This window comes from Spirillospora sp. NPDC047418 (assembly GCF_040643275.1).
In the GTDB taxonomy this organism is placed as follows: Bacteria; Actinomycetota; Actinomycetes; order Streptosporangiales; family Streptosporangiaceae; genus Spirillospora.
Map to the genome: position 1 here is coordinate 137,960 of NZ_JBEYTW010000001.1, position 16,139 is coordinate 154,098.

Annotated in this window: 15 protein-coding genes; 2 read left to right on the top strand and 13 right to left on the bottom strand. The window is 72.6% G+C overall.

Annotation, left to right across the window (positions count from 1 at the left end; translation table 11 throughout):
• Window positions 1-68: 68 nt before the first annotated feature.
• The 12 genes from ABZ806_RS00465 to ABZ806_RS00520 form a co-directional block, all read right to left on the bottom strand.
• Window positions 69-860: an Rv1363c family protein gene (locus tag ABZ806_RS00465; protein WP_500214211.1), complete on the bottom strand. Its 792-nt coding sequence runs from the start codon at window positions 858-860 to the stop codon at window positions 69-71.
• 15 nt (window positions 861-875) lie between these two features.
• Window positions 876-2,168: an MCE family protein gene (locus tag ABZ806_RS00470; protein ID WP_500214213.1), complete on the bottom strand. Its 1,293-nt coding sequence runs from the start codon at window positions 2,166-2,168 to the stop codon at window positions 876-878.
• Window positions 2,165-3,205 carry an MlaD family protein gene (locus ABZ806_RS00475; RefSeq protein ID WP_500214215.1) on the bottom strand — a complete coding sequence of 347 codons (1,041 nt, stop codon included), beginning with the start codon at window positions 3,203-3,205 and terminating at the stop codon, window positions 2,165-2,167. Before ABZ806_RS00475 ends, ABZ806_RS00470 begins: the two co-directional genes overlap by 4 nt.
• A complete protein-coding gene (locus ABZ806_RS00480) occupies window positions 3,202-4,272 on the bottom strand; it encodes an MCE family protein (RefSeq protein WP_500214216.1) in 1,071 nt (356 codons plus the stop codon). The genes ABZ806_RS00475 and ABZ806_RS00480 overlap by 4 nt, the downstream gene beginning before the upstream one ends.
• Window positions 4,269-5,300: an MCE family protein gene (locus ABZ806_RS00485; RefSeq protein WP_500214217.1), complete on the bottom strand. Its 1,032-nt coding sequence runs from the start codon at window positions 5,298-5,300 to the stop codon at window positions 4,269-4,271. Before ABZ806_RS00485 ends, ABZ806_RS00480 begins: the two co-directional genes overlap by 4 nt.
• Window positions 5,291-6,361 carry an MCE family protein gene (locus tag ABZ806_RS00490; protein ID WP_500214219.1) on the bottom strand — a complete coding sequence of 357 codons (1,071 nt, stop codon included), beginning with the start codon at window positions 6,359-6,361 and terminating at the stop codon, window positions 5,291-5,293. Before ABZ806_RS00490 ends, ABZ806_RS00485 begins: the two co-directional genes overlap by 10 nt.
• Window position 6,362: 1 nt before the next feature.
• A complete protein-coding gene (locus ABZ806_RS00495; protein WP_500214221.1) occupies window positions 6,363-7,400 on the bottom strand; it encodes an MlaD family protein in 1,038 nt (345 codons plus the stop codon).
• A complete protein-coding gene (locus ABZ806_RS00500; RefSeq protein WP_500214223.1) occupies window positions 7,397-8,263 on the bottom strand; it encodes an ABC transporter permease in 867 nt (288 codons plus the stop codon). Before ABZ806_RS00500 ends, ABZ806_RS00495 begins: the two co-directional genes overlap by 4 nt.
• Complete coding sequence (locus tag ABZ806_RS00505) at window positions 8,263-9,048, bottom strand: MlaE family ABC transporter permease (protein WP_500214225.1); 786 nt, start codon at window positions 9,046-9,048, stop codon at window positions 8,263-8,265. Before ABZ806_RS00505 ends, ABZ806_RS00500 begins: the two co-directional genes overlap by 1 nt.
• 113 nt (window positions 9,049-9,161) lie before the next feature.
• The gene (locus tag ABZ806_RS00510) at window positions 9,162-10,979 is read right to left on the bottom strand and encodes a hydroxysqualene dehydroxylase (protein ID WP_500214227.1); all 1,818 of its coding nucleotides are present in this window, start codon (window positions 10,977-10,979) and stop codon (window positions 9,162-9,164) included.
• 150 nt (window positions 10,980-11,129) lie between these two features.
• Window positions 11,130-11,780 (bottom strand): nitroreductase family protein, encoded by a 651-nt coding sequence (locus ABZ806_RS00515; protein ID WP_500214229.1) that lies wholly within the window; start codon window positions 11,778-11,780, stop codon window positions 11,130-11,132.
• 41 nt (window positions 11,781-11,821) lie between these two features.
• Window positions 11,822-12,349: a VOC family protein gene (locus tag ABZ806_RS00520; RefSeq protein ID WP_500214231.1), complete on the bottom strand. Its 528-nt coding sequence runs from the start codon at window positions 12,347-12,349 to the stop codon at window positions 11,822-11,824.
• Window positions 12,350-12,462: 113 nt separating this feature from the next.
• On the opposite strand from ABZ806_RS00520, the gene ABZ806_RS00525 reads away from it, so the two are divergent.
• A complete protein-coding gene (locus tag ABZ806_RS00525; RefSeq protein WP_500214233.1) occupies window positions 12,463-13,734 on the top strand; it encodes an acyltransferase family protein in 1,272 nt (423 codons plus the stop codon).
• 61 nt (window positions 13,735-13,795) lie between these two features.
• On the top strand, window positions 13,796-14,707 hold the full coding sequence (locus tag ABZ806_RS00530; RefSeq protein WP_500214235.1) for an SLAC1 family transporter: 912 nt from the start codon (window positions 13,796-13,798) through the stop codon (window positions 14,705-14,707).
• Here the strand turns inward: ABZ806_RS00530 and ABZ806_RS00535 are convergent.
• On the bottom strand, window positions 14,680-16,134 hold the full coding sequence (locus ABZ806_RS00535; protein WP_500214237.1) for an MFS transporter: 1,455 nt from the start codon (window positions 16,132-16,134) through the stop codon (window positions 14,680-14,682). The genes ABZ806_RS00530 and ABZ806_RS00535 overlap by 28 nt on opposite strands.
• Between the last annotated feature and the right edge of the window lie 5 nt (window positions 16,135-16,139).

Genomic DNA, 16,139 nt, shown 5'->3' on the forward strand with positions numbered 1-16,139 from the left:
CCGTCCCCGATCCCAGGGCCGGCGTCGCTGCCCCGCTCGCGGCGCCGGCCCTGTTCCATGCCTGCTGCTCAGGGGCTCTTCTGCGGAGCCGGGGCGGTGTCCCCGGGGGCGGTCTGCTGGTTGCCCTGCGGGTCGACCATGCTCTCGTTCGCCGCGCCGACCGAGGTGACGTCGGTGACCTTCCACTCGCCGCCCCGCCGGACGAGCTTCATGTCGAGGTACGACCCGCGGACCCGCCGGGTGCCGGCCGTGCTGTGCACCTCGGAGTCGACGACCACGACGGCCTTCGCCGTCCCCTCCTCGATCTTCTCCAGGTACACGGCCTGGACCTCGGCGGTCGCGTCCGCCTTCAGCTTGCTGATGACGCCCTCGAGCCCGCCGGTGAACGCCTCGTCATAGGTCTTGGCGAAGTCGTCCGACGCCAGGTCGAGGACGCGGTGCCGGGCGTCCTGAAGCTTGGTGTGGTCGTAGCTGAGCAGCGCCACCCCGAACTCGGCGGCACTGGCCCTGACCTCCTGCCGCTCCTGGTCCCGCTGCGCGGCCTGGTCGGCGGCATGCCACTGGAGGCCCGCCGTCACGGCCGACCCGACGATCGCCACCGCGACCGTCGCCCGCACCAGCCAGGACCTCACCGGCACGCCCCGCCACGCCCGCTGTCCCCCGCCCGCCTTCTCCGGGCCGCCGGCGACCTTGGCCGCGGACTTCGCCGAGACCTTCCGCGGCTCGTCCCCGGCCTCGGCGCCCACTTCGTCCTCGGCGTCGGGCTCGTCATCGGCTTCGGGCTCGGTCCGGGCCTTCGGGTCCTCGTCGGCCGGGGTCTCGGTCTTGGGGACGTCCTTGCGGGTGTCGGTCTTGCTCACGGGGTCCTCCAAGGACTATCGGGAACGGCGGCGCAGGGCGACGCGGAGGGTGTTGAGGACGGCGACGACGACGATGAGGCCGCCGAGCACCGGGGGCAGCAGGGGCAGCCAGCGCGCGGAGTCCGGGCGTTCCTCGCCGGCGTTCACCGGCCGCAGGTCGCCGTCCGGGGACGTGCCGGCGGGCTGCTCCGCACCGGGCTCGCCGGGGGTCGGCCTGACCTTGCCGCCGGCCTTGGCGGCCTGCTGGTTCAGGGGGCCGTTCGCCCCGCACAGGGTGATGTTCGGGATCTGCGGCTTGGGCGCCGGGGTCGTGTACTCGGTCGCCGCCTCGGCCGGGCCCGCCAGCGTGATGACCGGCGTGACCCGCAGGTACTTGCCGCTCGGGTCGTTCGCGGTGACGTCCGCGACGAGCGCCTGCAGCGTCGGGACGAGCCGCAGCACATGGTTGATCTTCTGCCGGGTGGCCGGGGTCATCAGCGGCGCGGTCGGCGTCGCGGCGGCGATGAGCAGGCAGTCCAGGCCGGGGCGCGCGTCCTGGAGGAGCCCGTGCAGGTTCTTCATCGCGCCCGGCCCCTGCGCCAGCACGGTGTCGAGATCGCGGCTCGACTGCCGGAGCGACGCGGTGAGCAGGGCGAGGTCGTTGACGCCGGACGCGATGTCGCCCCGGTGGGCGGTGAGCGTCGCGGTCAGCCGGGTGAGCTCGCCGGACAGCGCGTCCAGGGTGCCGGCGTCGGCGGCGAGGGTGCCGGTCAGCCGGTGCGCGTCGGAGATCATGTCGTGCAGGTCGTCGCCGCGCCCCCGCAGCCCGGTGGCCAGTTCGTGGACGAGCGTCCGCGTGTCGCGCGGGTCGATGGCGTCCAGGGTGCGGCTGACGCCGTCGAACAGCTGCTTGTAGTCGGTCGTCCCGGCGGTGCGGCTGATCGGGATGTGGTCGCCGGGGGCGAGCGTCTTGGTCCCGGGGGACGAGGACGCCGGCGCGGTCAGGTCGATGTACGGCTCGCCGATCGCGGACTTGCGCAGGACGCGCGCCCCGACGTCGGCCGGGACCCGGGCGTCCCGGTCGAGTTTCAGGCTGACGGCGACATGGTCGCCGCGCAGCCGCACGGACCCGACCTCGCCGACGCGGACGCCCAGGTGGGTGACCTCCAGGTCGCCGTGCAGGCCGGGTGAGGTCGCGAAGTCGGCGGTGACGGTGTAGGGCCGTTCGAGCGCGTCGATGTGGATCAGGCTGCGGACGGCCCAGACCATGAGGACGGCGCCGAGCGCGGCGAAGAAGACGAGGTTGACGGCGACGCGGGGAAATCTCATGGGCGCGGCCCCAGCAGTCCTTGGAGGTTCGTCCGCTTGGCGGCGGTGCCGCCCGCGGCGGTCGTGGCGGGGGTCTTCCCGGCGGTCTTCCCTGTGGTCACGGCGGCATTGGGGTACGGCAGGAAGCCCTTGATCCACATGAACATGAGCGCCTGGCCGCTGTAGGACACCGACGGGCCGTCCAGGAACTTCAGCACCGTCGCGGCGAGGGTCTTCAGCTCGTCGCGCCCGCGCAGCGCGGCGGCGAGCAGCTGGTCGGCCTGCTCGAGCAGGGTGCCGAGCCGGGCCGCGTGGCGCTGCTGCACCTTGGCGTTGACGGAGGTGGCGAGCTTGAGCAGCGCCTGGATGGTGCGTTTGAGGTTGTCCCGGTCGGCCTGCAGCCGCCGGGTGGCGAGCTCGATGTTGCCGGGCAGCGGTTCGAGGTTCTTCGCCCCCTTGTCCAGCGAGCGCCCGAGCCTGCCGAGGGAGTCGAGGGCGCGGCCGAGGTCGGTGCTGGCGGCGGCGTACTGGTCGCCGACCCTGCTCGCGCGCGCGATGAGCGTGTTGAGCTGCTCGCCCTTGCCGCCGACCGCGGTGGCGGACTCGGCGCTGATGGTGGCGATGTCCTGGCCGCCGAGCGCGGCGAGCAGCGGGCCGATCTTGTCGCTGATCTGCTCCAGGTCGGGCTGCACGCTGGTGTCGCCGATGGTGGCGCCGGCGGCCAGGAACGGGCCGGTGTCCAGGCGGTGCCCGGCGGGCAGGTCGAGCCGCACGTAGTTCTCGCCGAGCAGGGACGACTTGGCGATCGTCGCGGTGGTGCCGGCGGGGACCCGCTCGCGCAGCGACATGGTGACGCGGGCGCGGTAGCCGTCCAGCCGGATGCCGGTGACGCTGCCGACGCGGATGTCGGCGACCTGGACGCTGTGCCCGACGACGAGGCTCTGCACGTCGTCGAACGTGGCGTGCAGCGTCACGTCGCCGCGCGGGGCGCCGATCGTCTGCAGCGAGCAGCCCGCGGTCAGGACGCACACCAGGACGAGTGACACGAGCGCTTTCATCGACGCCCTCCCGGCGGCGGCTGGCAGCTGGCGAGCGCCGGCTCGCCCTTGAGGCACGGGACGTTCCCCCAGCCCATCGCGGTGAACAGCGGCTGGAGCCACTGCCGTACGGTGCCGTGGACGACGAGCCGGATGGTGGCGACGTGGTTGCGGCGGTCCCACGCCTTGATCGCGACGTCGGCGAACCGGCCGAGGCTGTCGATGGCCTGGGTGAGCCCGCCGACGTTGCCCTTGAGGCTCAGCACGATGTTGGACAGGTCCGCGACCGTGGACGGCAGCTTCTCCCGGTAGGCGGTGATCAGCACGTCGCTCTTGCGGATCGCCGCGGCGAGCCCGGCGACGAAGTCGCGCAACTGGGTGCGCTCCTCGGCGAGGCTGCGGCTGGTCGAGGAGAAGGACCGCAGCAGCTCCGACAGTTTGACGTCGCGCCCGTTGAGGTCGGCGGCCAGGGTGTGCAGCCCCTTCGCGAGCGAGGCGATCTTCTCGTCCTGCGCGGCGAGGTGGCCGGTCAGCTCGGAGGTGTTGTGCAGGGCGTCGTTGATGCCCGGGCCGCGGCCGCGCACCGACTCGGCGGCGCGGTGCATCGCGGGTCCGAGGGTGCCGGTGTCGATCGAGTCGTTGAGCTTGGCGAACGCGGCGAGCGCGTCGTCGATCTCCACCGGCAGCTCGGTGCGCTCCTTCGGGACGACCGCCCCGGCGGCGGCCTTCTTCATGCCCGGCTTCCACACCGGGTGCAGGGAGATGAACCGCTCGCCGAGCGCGTCGGACGAGTCGACGGCGGCGTGCACCCCGGCGGGGACGGGGACGGACCGCCTGACCTTGATCTCGACGCGGACGCGGTTGCGTTCGTCCTTGATGGAGGTGATGGTCCCGACGTCGGCGCCCATCACCTTCACCTGCGAGTCCTTGTAGAGGGAGGGCGCCTTCGCGAAGTACACCGTCATCGGGTAGGTCGGCCCGGAGCCGATCGCGCAGCCGCCGAGCGTCGCGGTCAGCGCCAGCGCGGTGACCGCCGCGGCGGGACGTCGCATCGCGGTGCCTCCTCCCATCGCCCTGCCGTCCCTCATCGCCGGGCCTCCTTCGGTGCGATGCGGGCGAGGTCGGCGAGGTCCTTCGGCGACAGCGGGCCGAGCCCGGTCGCGACGACGTCGAGCCACGGCCCCCGCCCGCCGGCGCCGGACATGCCGGACAGCGTGGGGCCCGCCCAGGCGAGCAGCTGGTTGAAGTCGCCGGTCGCCGGGCGGAGGGTGCCGAGGGTGCCGCGCAGGTCGGCGACGAGCGTCAGCAGTTTCGCCTGCCGGTCGTCGATGAGCCTGGTGATCGTCTTGACCGTCCGGTTGCCGCTGCCGAGGAAGGCCGACAGCTCGTTGCGGCGCTGGCGCAGCTCGTCCAGCATGACCTGGACGTTGCCGAGCAGCCGGATCAGTTCGTCGTCCTTGGCGCGCGCGAGCTTGAGGATGCGGTCGCCGCTGTCGAGCAGCTTCTTGATCTGCGGGTCGGCCTCGTTGACCGTCTCGGCGAGCTTCGCCAGGTTCGTCAGGGAGCGGCCGAGCCGGCCCTGGTCGTCGTCGCCGAGCCCGTTCAGCTCCGCCACGATCTTGTTGATCGACTTGGTGTCCAGCCTGGAGACGGTGCGGGTGGTGGCGTCCAGCACGTCGTTGATCGTCGTCGGCACCTGGGTCCGGTCGAGCGGGATGCGGCGCCGGTCCTCGGGCAGGTCGGCCAGGTGCGGGGAGGCGACCGGCCCGGACAGCCGCAGGTACCGCCCGCCGAGCACGTTCTCGACCTTGATCTCGGCGCGGGTGTTCGGGCCGAGGTCGACGTCGCCGTCGACCTTCCAGGCGACGACCACGTACCCCTTGCGGTGGTCGGGGTCGACGGAGCCGATCTCGCCGACCTGGACGCCCGCGACCCGCACCTCGTCGCCGGAGCGCAGGCCGCCCGTCGCGGCGAAGACCCCGGTGACGGTGTAGCGGTCCTTGAGCAGCCCGCGCGTCCCGACCAGGTACACGGCGGCGAGCAGCACGGCGAGCGTGCCCGCCGACACCAGCCCGACCGTGATCCGGTTGCGGTCGCGGAAGGATTTCAGCCCCATGTCTTCCCCCCGACCATCAGGTTCTCCAGCTCCTTCGACGTGTCGACCTTGGCGGAGCCCTCGCGCGGGCCCGGCAGCCGCGTCGGGTAGGGGCAGGGCGGCGCGGCCAGCGTCAGGCAGGGGATCGCCACCTCCCCGTACTGACCGTTGTCGAAGGCCGCGAAGATGTGCTGGAGCTTCGGCGCCACCGACTTCAGCACGTCCGCGAGGGTGCCGCTGTTGCGGTTCACCCCGGAGGTGAACGCGGTGAGCTTGTCCACGACCAGGCCGAGCTCGCGCTCGTTGCCCGCGAGCAGCGAGTCGGACGTCCGCGCGAGGGCGGCCAGCTGGACGAGGGTGCCGTCGATCAGCTTCCGGTTGCCGGCGAACGCGTCGCTGAGGCTGACGAGGTCGTCGACGGCGGAGCCGATCTGCTTGTCGCGGCGGGCGATGATCCCGGTGACGGTGGCGTAGTCGTCCAGCATCTGCTTCAGCGTGGCGCGCCGCTTGGCGATCGTCGTCGACAGCGTGTCGATGTCGGCGATCAGCCGGTCGATGTTCTGCGTGTTCCCGTCGAGCGCCTCGGCGAGCGACACCAGCACGGTGTTGACCTGTTTGGGGTCCAGGCTGCGGACGAGCGGCCCGAGCTGGTCCAGCAGGGCGCTGCTGTCGGCCGCCGCCCGGGTCTTGGTGATGTGCGCGCCGTCCCGCATCATCGCCGTGCTCCTGCCGGGCACGAGGTAGACGACGCGCTGCCCCATGGCGTCGCGCCAGCGGATCGCCGCCTCGCTGTCGGCGGGGACCTTGACCGTGTGGCGGACGGTGAAGTCGACGCGCGCCTTGCCGTCCACGACCTTGACCTCGTCGACGCGGCCGACCGGGGCGCCGGCGATCTTCACCTGGTCGCCCTCGCGCAGGCCGCTGGCGTCGTCGAAGGTCGCGGTCGCGTGCCAGCCGCCCGCCGTGTCCACCCGCGCGATCTGCATCCCGATGACCACGGTGAGCAGGCCGGTGACGGCGACGAACGACGTGAGCCGGACGACCAGGCCGATGCGGGCGCGCCGCAGCGCGTTGGACGCCATGTCACCGCCCTCCCTTCGCCGGCGCGCCGGTGCCGTAGGGCCCGCAGAGCCCGAGGATCAGCGCGCACGGGTCGGTCGGCAGCAGGCCCTGGGTGCGCATGTAGTTCTTGCCGCCGACGCCCTTCAGCGAGGTCAGCTCGCCGTAGAGCGGCAGCAGCTTGTTCCCGGTCCGAATGGTGTCGCCGAGCAGGCCGAGCTGGGAGTAGATGATGCGGGCGGTGCGCTCGGACGACCGGAACGCCTGGCCGAGCTGCCCGCCGCGCTTGTCGAAGCCGTGCGAGACCAGCAGCGACATGTCCGTCAGCCCGTCGGCGAACCCGGCCAGCCGGCCCTTGCCGCCGGCCGCCGCGCCGACCAGCGCGTTGGTGTCCCCGGCGATGCCCGTCAGCTCGTCGCCCTTGTCCTGCAGCGCGCCGGACAGGTCGGCGGCGTCGCCGACGAACGTGCGGGCGTTGCCGCGGTTCTTGTAGGCGACGTTCAGCAGGATGCCGGTCTGGTCGATGGTCTCGCGCAGCCGCGCGCCCTGCCCGTGCAGGCCGATCGCGACCGTGTGCACGATCGTCCCGGCCTCCTCCGCGTCGATGGCGCCGAGGCCGGCGTCGGCGCGGGCGAGCAGGTCCGACAGGTCGCTCGGGTCGGACGTGCGCGCGATCCGGGCACCGGACGCCAGGTAGGGGCCGGAGTCGGCGTGCGCGCCGGGGACCAGCGCGACGTACTTCGGGCCGAACGCCGACGCGGGCTCGATGGACGCGGTGACGGTGTCGGGCACCCGCGTCCCGGCGTCCAGCCGCAGGCTGATCCGGGCCCGGCCGCCGCCGGTCAGCGCCACGCCCGACACCGACCCGACGGTCACGCCGCGGATCTTCACGGGCGTGTTGGAGCCGAGGCCCTGCCCGGCGCGGCCGAACTCGGCGGTCAGCACCGTCCCGGGGTCCCGCCACGGCCGGGCGACCAGCACGTACAGCAGCCCGGCGGCGACGGCCAGCGTCACCGCGCTGATCAGCAGCCGGCGCGGCAGCGAGATCTCCTCGTTGATCATCCGGTCAGCCTCACGGTCGCGCCGTTGCCCCAGAACACATAGGACAGCAGCAGGTTCAGGGCGACGATCACGATGATGGACAGCCGGATCGCGCGGCCCGCCGCGCGGCCCACCCCGGCCGGTCCGCCGGTCGCGTAGTAGCCGTAGTAGCAGTGGATGGTGATCACCGAGAAGGCGAACACCGCGACCTTGATCGCGCTGTAGACGAGGTCGATGGTCGGCAGGTAGAGCCGGAAGTAGTAGTCGTAGACGCCGGGCGCGAGGTCGAAGAAGCTCGTGCTGATCAGCCGGGTCGCGAAGAAGCTGGCGAACAGCGCGATCAGGTAGAGCGGGACGAGCGCGATCAGCGCGGCGACGACGCGGGTGCACACCAGGTAGGCGAACGACCCGATGCCCATGACCTCCAGGGCGTCGATCTCCTCGGAGATGCGCATCGCGCCGAGTTCGGCGGTGAACGCCGACCCGCACTGCGCGGCGAGCGCGACCGCCGCGATCACCGGGGTGATCTCCCGGACGTTCGCGAACGACCCGACGAGGCCCATGAACGACTGCGCGCCGATCGACTGGAGGCCGGTGTAGCCCTGCAGGCCGACCTCGGTGCCGACGAAGAACGCCATCGTGAAGATCACGAAGATCATGCCGCCGCCGACGACGCTGGCGCCGACGCCCACCACCACGTCCGACACGTGCCGGGCGATGGTCTTGCTGTACTTGCGGCGCAGGACCAGGTCGCGGATCGAGTACAGCAGGATCCGGTAGACGAACACGGGCCACTGGGCGAGGTCGCCGGAGCGCTGCAGCGCGGCCGACCCGGCCTGGGCGGCGCGCGGCGCGATCCTCTCCATCACGGGAATGCCTGCCATCAGATCCTCGGGGGGAACGCGACGAAGTACACCGTCGTGATCACGTAGTTGAGGGCGAACACGAGCATGAACGCGACGACGATGGCGCGGTTGACGGCGCGGCCGACCCCGACCGGGCTGGCCGCGCAGTTCATCCCCATGTAGCAGGCGACCACGGCCGCGATCACCCCGAACAGCCAGGACTTCAGCAGGGTCACGATCAGGTCGGACGTCTGCAGCAGCGACACGGCGCCGTCGAAGTAGGCGCCGGGCGTGACGTCCTGGAGCAGCACGTTGAACACGAAGCCGCCGGCCGCCCCGGACACGATGACCAGCGAGGCGAGCAGCGTCGAGACGAGGCTCGCCGCCCACAGCCGGGGCGTGACGAGCCGGTGCACCGGGTTGACCGCCATCGCCTCCATCGCCGACAGTTCGTCCCGGATGCGGCGGGCGCCCATGTCGGCGGTCATCGCCGACCCGCCCGCCCCCGCGATGATCAGCGCGGCGGCGATCGGCGCGACCTCCCGGACCAGCCCGACCACGACGGCGCCGCCGGTCGCGGACTGGGCGCCGAGCTGCGCGGCGAGCTGCCCGACCTGGAGCGCGACGGTCGCGCCGAGCGGCAGCGACACGAGGATCACCGGGAGGGCCGTCACCCGGGCGAGGAACCACGCCTGCTCGGCGAACTCCCACGCCCAGGTCCGGACGTCCCACGTCCGGCGGACGGCCTCCAGCGCGATGACGAAGAGCTCGCCGACCTCGCCGAGCAGGCCGTGCACGCGGCGCGGCAGTTGGATGGCGGACAAGGGGTGTCACTTCCGTTCGGGTACGGGGGGACCGGCGGACCCCGCGTGCGTCTGGCGCGAAGACGTGGATCACGCGGGGGCCGCCGGGGCTCGGGGGCCCGAGGAGGCCGGGGCTACTGGTCGTCGAAGATGTGCGGCAGCCCCCGCCGGTAGCGGTCCTGGTCGAACTTCTCGGCGTCGTCGAACGCGGGCGCCACCCACAGGTCGGCGAGCGCGGCCTTGCCGCCGCTGTATCCGGCGGCGTCCAGGAGGGCGTTGGCGGCCATGCGCCCGCCCTCGTTGGCGGTCTCCATCGTGGACACGTACAGGTTCGTCCTCACCCAGTCGCCGGCGAGGAAGAAGTTCTCGATGCCGGTCTTCGCGGTCGGGCGCAGCTCGTACGCGCCGAGCGTCTGGATGAACAGCGGGTCCTCGTTGGCGACCTGCGGTGTCCCGGGGTTCTTGATGCCGGGGTCGAGGTACCAGGTGTGCAGCATGTCGTCGGTCAGGACGGGCGGTTTTCCGGGCTTGTTGAGGTGCGCCTTGATCTGCGCCCACGCCTCCTGGGCGATCTCCTCCGGCGTGCACTCCTTGGCGGTCTTCCCGTTGAACATGCCCGGCGAGTTCCAGTCGGAGATGATCGCCGAGAGGTTGTCCTTGACGGTGCCGTCGCCGTAGGTGGCGAAGTCCCGCTTCCAGAACTGCGCTTCGCTGATGGACGTGAGCGCCCAGGTGGAGTCCCAGTAGTTGACGTGGCCCGGGGTGATCGGCAGTTCCTCCTTGAGGAAGAACATCAGGCCGTTCATCCAGTCGTTGCCGAGCTTGGAAATGTCGTCCAGCGACGGGTCGGCGCGGCGCATCGCGGCGTTGACGAGCTTGTCCGCGCGCTCCAGGGGCACCGCCGACAGGAACCAGTCGGCCTCCACCGTGTGCCGGGCGCCGTTCGGGTCGCTGACGACCGCCGACGCGACCCTGCCGCCGGTGAGCTGGAACGACTCGGCGGCCCACCCGACCTTGAAGGTGACGCCGAGGGACGTCAGGTGCGCCACCCACGGGTCGATGAGCATCTCGCTGGTCGCGCCCGCGAGGACGCGGTCGACCGAGCCGCCGTCCTCGTTGCCGGCGCCGAGGACGCTCCACAGCGTCGCCTCGCCGACGAGGCCGATGGCGTGCGTGCTGGCCTGGTCGGACTTCATCGCGGCCAGGTTGCGGATCAGGCCGTCCGCGAGCAGCGTGTTGTACTCCTTGGAGCGCGTCCTCGTGCCGAGGTAGTCGGCCCAGGAGACGTGGTCCCACTGGCCGATCCGGCGCTCGTCGCAGCTCGTCACGTACATGACGCCCTTGCGGGCGAAGTGCGCGATCTCCGGCAGCGGGATCATGCCGAGCGACTGCAGCCCGCTGATCACCGTCGCGATGAGGGACTCGGGGGTCAGGAACGGCGGGGTGCCGTCGGGGATCGGCCACGGGAACGGGAACGGGACCGTCACGTCCGGGCGGCCCTGGCGGGCGCCGAGGTAGGTGGACGCGCGGGTCAGGTTGCCCCAGGCGCCCTGCTCGTTGCCGGCGAACGGGATGCGGCGCATCGAGTCCGGCAGGTTCTGGTAGAAGCCGGGGAAGAACCGGAAGCCGTGCTCGGCGGGCAGCGGGTCCCGGCCGCCCTTGGCCGAGCCGGGGACGCCGAACACGCGGGCCTTGCCGCCGAGCTGCCGGCGCTCGTAGAGCGTCACCTTGAAGCCGCGCTCGGCGAGCTCCAGCGCCGCGGTCAGGCCGGCGATGCCGCCGCCGAAGACCGCGACGTTCCGTCCGGCGGCCGCCGCCCGCCGCCGCACCGGGGCCTTCGGCTGCCGCGCGGACGCCTCGCCGCCGAGCGCTCCGGAGACCGCCGCGCCCGCGCCGACCGCCGCCACGCCGCCGAGGAACCGCCTGCGCGTCGGCTTGCCGTTCTCGGCCATGTGGTTCCTTCCCGTCTCAGGTTCCCCCCGGTGCACACGGCAGACTAGAACACTTATTGACGGGGTGGCAATAGCTTATTGGCGGTCCGCCAATAAGAGTTCGCGGGAGAGCCCGCGCGCAGCTCGCGCACGGACTCTAGCGGAGCGCCGTCACCAGCGGTCGAGGTGGAGCACCTCGTCCAGCGGGACGCGCGCGGCGGGACGGAACGTGTCGCCGGTGTAGTAGGCGGTCGGGAGGAGCGCGCCCTGCCGGACGTCCGCGGGCAGGCCGAGGATCTCCGCGACCTCCCGCTCGTACACCAGGTGCAGGGACGTCCAGGCGGTGCCGAGCCCGCGGGCGCGGGCGGCGAGCGCGTAGTTCCACGCGGCGGGCAGCAGCGAGCCCCACAGGCCGGCCTGGTTGCCGCCCGGCAGCCGCCCGCCCTCCACCCGCAGGCACGGGATCACCAGGACGGGCACGTCGCCCATGCGCTCGCCCAGGTAGGCGGCGCTGTCGCCGACGCGGCGCTGCACGTCGGCGCGCTCCGGGTCGTCCTTGTACAGGACGCCGGCCGACTCCTTGGAGGCGGCGTAGGCGGAGAACGCGCGCCGGTAGTGCTCGCCGATCGCGGCACGCTGCCCGGGATCGGTGACGACGATCCACTGCCAGCCCTGCCGGTTGCTGCCGCTCGGCGCCTGCAGCGCGATCTCCAGGCATTCGCGGACGAGGTCGATGGGCACGGGACGGTCGAGGTCGAGGCGCTTGCGCACGGTGCGGGTCGTGGTCAGCAGCTCGTCCGGGCCGAGTGGCAGTGTCGTCATGATCCCCATGGTGCCCCAGCGGCCCAGGGGGCACGCGCGCGTCAGCCGGTGTCGATGACGGGGTTGACGAACACCTCTTTGGCCTGCTGCGGCGTGAGGTCGGTGCGGCCGGTGAGGTCGTTGCGCGGGTCGGTGAACCGGAACCGGTAGCCGCGCGGCGGAAGGTGCCCGATCTCCCACCAGTTGCCGTCGAGGTCCTTCAGGTAGAACGAGTAGACGCCGTGCTGGCGGACGGGCTTGTTCAGCTCCTTGACGCCGTACTCGCCGGCCACCTCGGCGATCCGCCGGTACGCCTCGTCCACCTCCTCGTCGCTGCCGACGTCGAGGCCGTTGTGGTAGAGGAGCGGCATGTCGGGGCGGTCCGGCTTGGACTCGACGCACACGTAGGTGTGGTCGCCGCCGAGCCGGATGTAGAGCGCCGCCGTCATCGGCTGGACGACTTCCAGCCCGAGGATCTCCTCGTAGAAACGGCGGGTGGCCGTCACATCGGTGATCTTCAGCGTGCCGTGCGAAAGGAAGCGGGACTTGATCGCGGGTTCCTTGTCCGAGCGGTGCGTGATCGCGGGCATTGACCCTCCCATTCGGCGTCTGTCAGGGCGCCCCAACGGCACCGGTCTCCACCTATTTCACGGCAGATAGCCGTTTAAGGGAACCCTTGGGATTGATCGACTAGTCTGTCGGAATGGTTGCCACTTCGGGGGTTTCCTCCGCCTCGTCCAGGCTCGGGTGGCTCGACGCGCTGCGGGGCGGGGCGGCCCTGGCGGTGGCGCTGCACCACGCGAGCTACGTCTACCTCCCCTCGGTACGGGTCTGGCTGAAGGAGTGGTTCGATCCCGGCCTGTTCGGCGTGCTCGTCTTCTTCCTCGTCAGCGGATACATCGTGCCCGCCTCGCTGGAGCGGCGGGGCAGCGTGCGCGGGTTCTGGATCGGCCGCTTCTTCCGCATCTACCCGCTGCTCGTGGTGACGTCGCTGCTCGCGATCCTGCCGTTCCTGCTGGGCGTGCTCGGACTGCGCGCCGGGCTGGAGGAGTACTCCCCCGCGACCGCCGTCCTGGCGCACATGACGATGCTGCAGGACCTCCTGAACGTCCCGAACGCGATGAACGTGCTGTGGACGCTCTCCTACGAGATGGCCTTCTACCTGCTGATCGTCGCGCTGTTCGTGGTGGGCGGGCACCGCCGGTCGGCGCCGGCCGCCGTCGTCCTCACGGTGGTGGCCCTGGTCGCGGTCACCCTCACGGCGACCGGCCTGCTGACCGGCGCCCACGCGCCGTCCGCCCTGCTCTCCCGGACCGCCGGGACCGGCGCGGTCGTCGCGGTGACCGCGGCCGCCCTGCTGGTGGCGATCGCGGCGGCGGTGTCCCGGCACGCCGCGCCCCGGATCGCGGGCGGGCTCCTCGGCGGCCTCCTCGCCCTCGTGCTCGTCTCGGTGAACGGCCGGGTCGGCGCGTGGGAGGGCCTCATCATGATCGCGACCATGTTCGCCGGGACCGCCGTCCACCGCGCCGAGCGCGGCCAGATCACCTGGCGGGCGGGCGCCGCGGCGGGCGGCGTCGTCCTCGCGGGCGCGCTCGCCGCCGGGATCTGGCAGGCCGCCCCCTACGGCTGGAACGCCCAGCTGGTCTGGTGCGGCGCCGTGGTCGCGGCGGCCCTGACGTTCACGGCGGCGTGGCGGCTGCGGCACCGCCGCTTCCCCGCCTGGGCCACCGGCCTCGGCACCATCAGCTTCTCCCTGTACCTGCTGCACCCGCTGCTGCTGATGGTCGCGGCGCAGTTCCTCGGCACCTCCGGCCGCGAGGACGCGGTGGGCCTGACCGTCTTCCTCGTCGTCCTGGTAGCGACCAGTTGGGCGTCCCAACGCTGGATCGAAGCCCCCGCCCAACGCCTCGGCCGCCGCTTCACCCGGCCCCCCACCCGAAATGCCGCGCGTCAGCCCCAAGCCGTCACATCGTGAATTCACGGCTGTGCGCGGAATCGCCTTTCCACGCCGTCCGTATCACGGGTACAAGGGACTGGTGAGTGCGCGGCGGGCGGGGAATCCTTGGGGTGCCGAGACGATGGCGACGGGCATCGTGGCGGTGGGGCTGCATCTCGCGGGGTTCGCCTGGGCCGCACGGGTGCTGCTCGCGATCACGGCGGCGCTGTGGGTCGTCCTCGCGGTGACGTTCTGCGGGCAGTTCGGCGGCGGGCTCGCACGGTGGCGTGAGGAGACGTCCACGCCGGCCGCGCTGACCGCCGTGGCGGGGACGGGCGTGCTCGGCGACGGCGTCGCGATGATCGGCCGCCCGGTGGCCGCCGCGGTGCTGCTCGCGGTCACGGCGCTGCTGTGGGCCGCGCTGCTGCCGCGGGTCCTGCGGAACCTGCGGTGGCGGGTGCCGGGCGCCGCCTACATGGTGACGGTCGCGACGCAGGCGGTGGCGGTGCTCGCGGCGTCGCTGGCGGTGCGGCCGCACGCGCGCTGGCTGCTGTGGCCCGCCGGTGCGCTGCTCGCCCTGGGCCTCCTCCTCTACGTGCTGGTACTGACCCGGTTCGACTTCGCGGAACTGGCCGGCGGGGCCGGCGACCACTGGGTGGCGGGCGGCAGCCTGTCGATCTCCGCGCTGGCGTTCGCGAAGGTGACGCACGCGGCCGGGCCGGCGGCGCCGCTGGTGGCGGGGACGCTGGCCGTCCTCGCGGCGGCGCTCGCCTGGTACGCCGTGCTGGTGGTCTGCGAGGTCCTGTGCCCGCGCGCCGCCTATGACGGGCGCCGCTGGTCGACCGTGTTCCCGCTGGGGATGACGGCGGTGAGCGCGCTGACGGCCGGGCGCGCGTGCGACATCGCGTGGCTGTGGACGCTCGGCGAGGTCCTGCTGTGGCCGGCCGCCGTCGCCTGGCTGGTCGTCGCGGCCGGCGCGGTGCGTCACGCCTTCGCGTCCGCCTCGTCCTGAACGCCGTCGTCCTGACCGTCGTCGTCCTGGACGTCCCGGTGGGGGCGGGGCAGGAACGGGACGATGGCGATCCCGGCGGTGGTGATGACGGCGGCGACCAGGAACGCCGTCGAGTAGCCGTCCGCGAGGTCCGGGCCGGCGTGCGCGGCGGCCGTGCCGAGGACGGTCAGGCCGATGGCCCCGCCGATCGTCCGGGACGTGTTGACGACGCCCGCCACGGCGCCCGCCTCGGAGTCGTCCGCGCCGCTCGTCGCGACCTCCACCAGTGGTGTCATGAGGAGGCCGAAGCCGAGCGCCATGGTCGCGCCGGGGCCGAGGATGGAGCCGAGGAACGTTCCACCGGCGTCCAGGACGAGGCTCTGCCAGGCGAACCCGGCGGCGGCCAGCGCCCCGCCCACGCCGGCGAGGAGCCGCGCGTCCAGCCGGGCCATGATCATGGGCGCGAGCCGCGAGCCGATGATGATGCCGGCGGTGTGCGGCAGGAACGACAGGCCGGTCCGGACGGCGCTGTAGTGCAGGACGTTCTGCATGTAGAGCGACAGGAAGTACCAGAGCGCGAACCCCGCCATCGTCGTGACGAGGGTGGCGAGGTTGCCGACGGCGACGCTGCGCAGCCGGAACATCCGCAGCTGGATGAGCGGCTGCGGCGTCCGGGCCTCGACGGCGACGAACAGGCCGAGCAGCGCGAGCCCGGCGGCGAGCGGGATCAGCGACGTCCAGCCGTGGTCCTCGGTCTGCCCGATGCCGAAGGCGAGCAGGCTCACGCCCGCCGTGACGAGGACGGCGCCGGGCAGGTCGAGGCGGGCGCGTCCGGCGGCGCGGCCCTCGTCGCGCAGCCAGCGGGCGGCGACCACCGCGACGGCGGCACCGACCGGGACGTTGATCAGCAGGACCCAGCGCCAGCTCAGGTAGTCGGTCAGCAGCCCGCCGACGAGTCCGCCGGTCGCGCCGCCCGCCGTGCCGACGGCCGTCCACATCGCGATCGCCTTCGTCCGCGCCGGGCCCGCCGGGAACGTCGCGGTGACCAGCGACAGCGTGACCGGCGCGAGGACGGCGGCGCCGAGCCCCTGCACGGCGCGGGCGCCGATCAGCATGGCGCCGTCCTGCGCGAACCCGCCCGCGAGGCTCGCCGCGACGACCAGGACCAGGCCCGTCAGGAACACGCGCTTGCGCCCGTAGAGGTCGGCGGCGCGCCCGCCGAGCAGCAGGAACCCGGCGAACGTCAGCGAGTACGCGTTGACGACCCACTGCAGGCCGGTGGCGCCGAGCCCGAGCGCGTCGCGCATATGGGGCAGGGCGACGTTGACGACGGAGATGTCCAGGACGACGAGGAACTGGCCGATGGACGCGGCGAGCAGCGCGGCCCAGCCCGGCGTCCGCCCGGCCGGGCGTGCCGCGTTCCTGCCGGTGAGGTCGATTGCGGTCATATCCC

Coding starts and splice junctions, on each gene's coding strand:
- ABZ806_RS00480 (WP_500214216.1), bottom strand. CDS start 4,272: ATGAGGGACGGCAGGGCGATGGGAGGAGGCACCGCGATGCGACGTCCC.
- ABZ806_RS00500 (WP_500214223.1), bottom strand. CDS start 8,263: ATGGCAGGCATTCCCGTGATGGAGAGGATCGCGCCGCGCGCCGCCCAG.
- ABZ806_RS00495 (WP_500214221.1), bottom strand. CDS start 7,400: ATGATCAACGAGGAGATCTCGCTGCCGCGCCGGCTGCTGATCAGCGCG.
- ABZ806_RS00525 (WP_500214233.1), top strand. CDS start 12,463: ATGGTTGCCACTTCGGGGGTTTCCTCCGCCTCGTCCAGGCTCGGGTGG.
- ABZ806_RS00470 (WP_500214213.1), bottom strand. CDS start 2,168: ATGAGATTTCCCCGCGTCGCCGTCAACCTCGTCTTCTTCGCCGCGCTC.
- ABZ806_RS00515 (WP_500214229.1), bottom strand. CDS start 11,780: ATGACGACACTGCCACTCGGCCCGGACGAGCTGCTGACCACGACCCGC.
- ABZ806_RS00535 (WP_500214237.1), bottom strand. CDS start 16,134: ATGACCGCAATCGACCTCACCGGCAGGAACGCGGCACGCCCGGCCGGG.
- ABZ806_RS00475 (WP_500214215.1), bottom strand. CDS start 3,205: ATGAAAGCGCTCGTGTCACTCGTCCTGGTGTGCGTCCTGACCGCGGGC.
- ABZ806_RS00490 (WP_500214219.1), bottom strand. CDS start 6,361: ATGGCGTCCAACGCGCTGCGGCGCGCCCGCATCGGCCTGGTCGTCCGG.
- ABZ806_RS00520 (WP_500214231.1), bottom strand. CDS start 12,349: ATGCCCGCGATCACGCACCGCTCGGACAAGGAACCCGCGATCAAGTCC.
- ABZ806_RS00510 (WP_500214227.1), bottom strand. CDS start 10,979: ATGGCCGAGAACGGCAAGCCGACGCGCAGGCGGTTCCTCGGCGGCGTG.
- ABZ806_RS00485 (WP_500214217.1), bottom strand. CDS start 5,300: ATGGGGCTGAAATCCTTCCGCGACCGCAACCGGATCACGGTCGGGCTG.